Source organism: Vibrio sp. Vb0937, from assembly GCF_033338855.1.
Genome location: NZ_JAWOTK010000053.1, coordinates 1 through 5,511, shown reverse-complemented (window position 1 = coordinate 5,511; position 5,511 = coordinate 1). Strand labels below are relative to the sequence as shown.

General features: G+C 44.5%; 7 protein-coding genes. 1 reads left to right on the top strand and 6 read right to left on the bottom strand.

The window, feature by feature from the left end:
* Positions 1-2 precede the first annotated feature (2 nt).
* The 6 genes from aroK to pilM form a co-directional block, all read right to left on the bottom strand.
* Positions 3-521: a shikimate kinase AroK gene (aroK, locus tag R7P67_RS22830; protein WP_005381319.1), complete on the bottom strand. Its 519-nt coding sequence runs from the start codon at positions 519-521 to the stop codon at positions 3-5.
* A gap of 187 nt (positions 522-708) precedes the next feature.
* Positions 709-2,463 carry a type IV pilus secretin PilQ gene (locus tag R7P67_RS22825; protein ID WP_262654176.1) on the bottom strand — a complete coding sequence of 585 codons (1,755 nt, stop codon included), beginning with the start codon at positions 2,461-2,463 and terminating at the stop codon, positions 709-711.
* Between the two features lie 25 nt (positions 2,464-2,488).
* On the bottom strand, positions 2,489-3,004 hold the full coding sequence (locus tag R7P67_RS22820) for a pilus assembly protein PilP (RefSeq protein ID WP_005382766.1): 516 nt from the start codon (positions 3,002-3,004) through the stop codon (positions 2,489-2,491).
* Complete coding sequence (locus R7P67_RS22815) at positions 2,994-3,587, bottom strand: type 4a pilus biogenesis protein PilO (RefSeq protein WP_064354357.1); 594 nt, start codon at positions 3,585-3,587, stop codon at positions 2,994-2,996. The genes R7P67_RS22820 and R7P67_RS22815 overlap by 11 nt, the downstream gene beginning before the upstream one ends.
* Complete coding sequence (locus tag R7P67_RS22810; protein WP_005381323.1) at positions 3,580-4,155, bottom strand: PilN domain-containing protein; 576 nt, start codon at positions 4,153-4,155, stop codon at positions 3,580-3,582. The genes R7P67_RS22815 and R7P67_RS22810 overlap by 8 nt, the downstream gene beginning before the upstream one ends.
* A complete protein-coding gene (gene pilM, locus R7P67_RS22805; protein WP_017821733.1) occupies positions 4,139-5,155 on the bottom strand; it encodes a type IV pilus biogenesis protein PilM in 1,017 nt (338 codons plus the stop codon). The genes R7P67_RS22810 and pilM overlap by 17 nt, the downstream gene beginning before the upstream one ends.
* A gap of 144 nt (positions 5,156-5,299) precedes the next feature.
* On the opposite strand from pilM, the gene R7P67_RS22800 reads away from it, so the two are divergent.
* Positions 5,300-5,511: hypothetical protein (locus R7P67_RS22800; protein WP_318086091.1), on the top strand; the 212-nt coding region annotated here is incomplete at its 3' end.

Below are 5,511 nucleotides of genomic sequence, written 5' to 3'. Positions count from 1 at the left end.
ACTTATCTCTCTTCTAGCATTTTTACGATCTGGTTGGCTACCACTTTTGCACTTTGATCGTCAGTGCGAACAGTGTAATCCGCTACTTCTTCATATAAAGGATTACGTTCTTCAGCTAATTGCTCCAGTACTTCGCGAGGGTTATCCGTTTGAAGTAAAGGACGCTTCTTGTCGCGGTTTGTACGCGCAAGTTGCTTTTCAATCGTCGTTTCTAAGTAAACAACAACACCACGTGCCGAAAGACGATTGCGGTTTTCTTTGCTCTTAACAGAGCCACCGCCAGTCGCAAGCACGATGCCTTGCTCTTGTGTTAGGTCTTCAAGTACCGCTTCTTCACGCTTGCGGAAGCCTTCTTCACCTTCTACATCAAAAACCCAAGAGATGTCTGCACCAGTGCGTTCTTCGATCACTGTATCGGAGTCAACAAACTCCATATGCAGTTGCTGTGCTAGATGTCTACCAATTGTACTTTTGCCGGCGCCCATTGGGCCAACAAGGAAAATATTACGTTTCTCAGCCATGTTTAGCAGTAATTTACAACATTGATTCAATAAGATCGCCACAAGAAAACACAGCTAAACTGCTGTTCTACAAGGCTTGTGGCACCAGTTCCTCACAGATAATTCGTGATAAGACCCGAAATTATCCAAGCATGGTGCCACTATTGCAACTTTATTTTTGATTTAATCAGTTTTTCCCGAGACAGAACTACTGAATCACCACCTTAGGCGTGACGAAAATTAACAGCTCACTTTTGCCAACCTTCTCATAACTTCGACGAAAAAGAGCACCTAATAGCGGCAGGTCGCCCAACAAAGGCACTTTGTCCACCGAGTTAGTAATGCTGTGCTGAAAAATACCACCAAGAACGACCGTTTCACCGTTATTCACTAACACTTGCGTCCCGATACGTTGAGTATCAATCGCAACAGCTTCACCAGTGCCTGTCTTCACGACTTGTCCAGGTCTATCTTGCGTGACACTTAAATCCAACACTAAGCGGTTATCCGGTGTGATTTGCGGGGTCACTTTCAAACTTAATACCGCCTTTTTGAACGTCACCGTCGTTGCACCACTTGATGATGACTCAAGATAAGGAATCTCTGTACCTTGTTCAATATAGGCAGGCTTCTTATTGGTAGTGATCAAACGTGGGCTCGAGATAATCTCAGCTTTAGACTCTTGTTGCAGAGCAGAAAGCTCAAGATCCAACAAGGTGTCTGAACCTAACTTTGCGACCTGAAAAGCAATGCTGGTCGCATTCGGGCTGGTTGCAGCTAAGTTTACATTTAGGAAGTCATCGATCCCTACTCCATCACCGTCACCACCGTCACCACCGTCATCACCCCCTTCTCCATTATAGAGACCGATCGTGGCGAGGTTGTTCTCAATAGAACCGCCCACTGTATTACTGCCATTAATAGACGTAAAACCCCAACGAATCCCTAACTCGTCCATGTTACCTTCATTGATGGTCACAATACGCGCCTCAATTTGAACCTGTTTAACTGGAATATCCAAAGACTCAATAATTTCTCGAATCACCTCGATGTTTTCAGGTAACTCTCTAATCAATAACGAGTTAGTTCGCTCATCAATGGTCATACTGCCGCGCTCTGACAGCATGCTGATATTTCCTTCTCCATTGATCATCTCCGCAATGTCTGATGCTTTAGCAAAATTAACTTTGATGATTTCAGATGAAAGCTCTCCCATTTCTTCCGTAAGTTTTTGTTTTTCTAACTGCTGCTTCTCACGCAAGTCCAACTCATCAGTCGGAGCAACTAAAATCACGTTGCCATCAACACGCTTATCTAACCCCTTAACTTGCAAAATAATATCCAGCACTTGCTGCCAAGGGACACCATCAAGACGAAGCGTGAGGTTGCCTTCTACAGAGTCGGAGACAACCAAATTGAATTGGTTGTAATCAGCAATAAGCTGCAAGACGTTTCGCACAGGAATATCTTGGAAGTTAATCGAAATAAGCTTACCTTCTCTTTCTAAAATGCTTTTATCTGGGGCTTTCTCATTGGGTTTGATCTTCGCTACTTTGATTTCCAAAAAACGCCCCGTTAAACGGTAATCATGCATGTATTCTTCATTGATGTGCGCAACCAAGCGCGTCGTCGAGGTGTCGCGAAACACTTCTACGCTCTCAACCACAGTCGAAAAATCTTTCACGTCTAGGAGATACAATTGCTCGTCTTTTACTGAAGTGTTAAGCAAATCGATACTTAACCCTTCCTGTACACGCTTGATATCTACAATCGCGGCCGGTGACGCCAATTCGACGACAATCACGGCGTCTTTATCTTTATTAGTTCGAAAGTCGATACTTTTTAGGGCATTGGACGAAACTTCTTCAGCTGCCGCTAAAGGGGCTAAAAATACAAACAACCATAAGGAGAAGAGCCCAGTAAGTATCCTTGGTGTACGTGTTAATCCTTGTCTCATTTTCATTACTCAATATCAAAAATAAATGGGGCTATCTCAAAGCCAACTTAACTTTACGTTTTTGCCAACATCCTAAGCCGTCGGGCAACGTTTCATTAATCAACAAGTAGGAGTGGCTGACATGGGTCACTTTGCCATTATTGCGTCCGAGGTATTGACCCGGCTTAACTTTATAGACGGTGCCATTGGGAGCCTGAACAAGGCCAGAAACCGTGTTATCCATGCCCATGACACCTTTCAAACGTAATTGGCTTAATGGGAATTTTTCTAATTTACCAGTTCGCCTTCTTGAGGGCGGTTGCCAACAATCTTTTCTTGCAACTGGCTGAGTCGCGATAGTGGCTTCTTTGGGTAATTCAAAGGGTGCACGCTGTACTTCCGGTGCGTACGTGACTGCAACATACTTGTCTGCGGGCTTAAGCTTCTCGACCTCTCGACGCGCCTGTGTTTCCACTCCTCGAATAAAATCCGTCAATGATTCATCATTCGCCTGGCAGCCCATCAATAGAGAACCCATCAGTACCAGCAACAAAGACTTACTTGTCATTTTTCGTCTCCTCCGGCTTAAACTGATAGGTGTTAGCGCGCACCCGAAAGTGCAGAGTTTCGCTCTCTTGGCTGACACGTTGCCAAGTCACATCTTTAAACGTGATGATTCGAGGTAGCGTCGCTATCGCCTGAGAAAAATGGCCGATGTCATGAAAGTCGCCCGTTAACTCAATGTTTAAAGGGAGACGATAAAGGAAGTGCTCTGATTGTTTTTCGCCCCAGTCGATTCGGGTGAAAGTCAGCTTATTGTCGATGCCAAGTTCATTCACTGAAGCGAGCATTGTAGCCAGCTCTTTTTGCGCAGGCAGTTGCTGCAGTAATAACTCGTAACGGGTGGTAAGTTCATCCAATTGAGATTGAAGCTGAGGCAACGCTGCCACTTTGTTCGCTTTGATCTTCAATGCCACCTTGAGTGTCTGCTCCTGCTGGATCAAGTGATTCAACTGTTCGTCTTTCGGTTTAAGGTAAAACCAATAACCTAAGCCTTGAATCACCATGATCAGAAGCGCGATTACTATAATCTGGGGCAACAATGGCCACTCGGCCATTTCATCGATTTCGAGATCCTGCCAATCAACCACGTTGAGCCTCCAATTTCTTCTCCGTTACTTTGAACATGAAAGACACTTTGAATGTTTGAAACTCTTTCCCAAAACGGGCTTTGCCGTGAACGATGGAATGCATTTCTACGTCGTTCAACTTGGCCGAGCGCTCCATGTTGTCTAGCATCGTGGCAAGTTTTGGAGTGCTATCTGAGATCCCAGAGATCTCAATTTCCAGATCATTCATTTTGATCTTGTCGACATATACACCTTCAGGGATAACGGCAGGCATTAAGTTCATGAACTCGGTCGTTTTGTTTCGTCCGTTTTGTAAACCTTCAACGACCTTTAGACGTTCGAGGATTTTGCTGTGCTCTTGCTCTGCAATTTTCATTGCTTCAATACGCTGGTCGAGTTCGGCAATGTAGTGAGTGAGGTAATCGAGCCGCTCCTGTTGTTGATCTTGTTGGTACTCAAAAAACTTTCCAATACCCCACTGGATGCCAACAGCGACCAACATGCCTAATGCGACCAAACTGATGAAACGACGTCGGTGCTCTTCTCTTTGATTCTCTCGCCAAGGAAGTAAATTAATGCGATAAAGCACGGGCGCCTCCTAGCCAATGAATGCCACGAACGGCCAGTCCGGCTGCTGTTGAGAAATGCTGCCAATCCACAGCACGACGCTTACGCTTAGACACCTTCATCTCAAATAGCCCTAGCGGATTTAGCAATTCACACTCTAACGACAATTGTTGAGACAACTCCTCTGCGAGCATGGGAGTGGAGGCCCCTTCCCCTGATAACCAGATACCCTTGATGTTTTGTGAGCCATTGATTGAGGTATAGAGCTGCATCTGGCGCTTTACTCGCTCTATGATTTGACGGTTAAACAGCTCTGTTTTCTCCTGAGCATCATCGGACAGAAAATCGACTGGAGAAGCGCTGTTTGCTCCGCGTGTGCCGTAAGCAAACTCTTTGTGAAACAGTTCACCTTGTTCGGTAAACATGGTGAAGGAGCTCGATAAGGTGCCAATATCGAGTAAGCAGTATTTGTTTTTGTCAGGAAAGCGATCGGCGGTGAGCTTCCAGATATGACCAAGGCTTTGCGAATGCACGTCCACTAAAACAGGTTTTAGTCCGGACTTTTGTAATGCATCGACTCGGCCTTCTACCACATCTTTTCTTGTCGCAAACACTTGATAGCTATCACTGCCACTCTGCCCGCCCTCAGCGCGAAGACGAACGAAGTCTAAACTCAGCTCTTCGACAGGGAATGGCGATTGATGAGAAAAGGCTTGTATCACTGCAAACTCAACTTCACTCTCTTCAAGATTTTGTTCTATTTGCAGTTTCTTGCTAATTACCGAGTTATCAGGAACTGAGATCGCAACTTTTTTAGCACCAAAAGGCAGTTCTTTTTTTATCTGCTTGAGGGTCTTTACAATTTCTTGATGATTTATGGTGTTATTTTCAGCGACAATACCTTCCTTTAGTAATATTTCTTTGTAACCCAACAGAGCGTAATTGTTGCCTGTGGGTTTAAGTACTACGGCTTTGAGGCTGTTATGGCCTATATCGATGCCGGTAACGATTAGCTTATCCATCTCTTACTCTCGCTCCGAAATTTCTTCGTGCAAAGGTTGTTATTAGCATCCAAATAAGAGTTAATATCTCTTATGTGCTAAATTTTTGACCTAAGAGTACAAGGGTTTGCCGTTACACAGCCTCAACCAATCAGGGATTCTCCGGTGAAGTTCATAAAGCGTTTATTATTTTTAACATTGATTTGCATAATTCTTGGAGTCACCACAATATTTGGCTTCTATCAGTACGTGAAGCCTGAATTGCCAGATGTTGCAACTCTAAAAGACGTTGAATTACAAACACCTATGAAGGTGTTTAGTCAAGACGGGAAGCTGATCGCACAGTTCGGTGAAAAGCGTCGTATTCCTGTTACTTA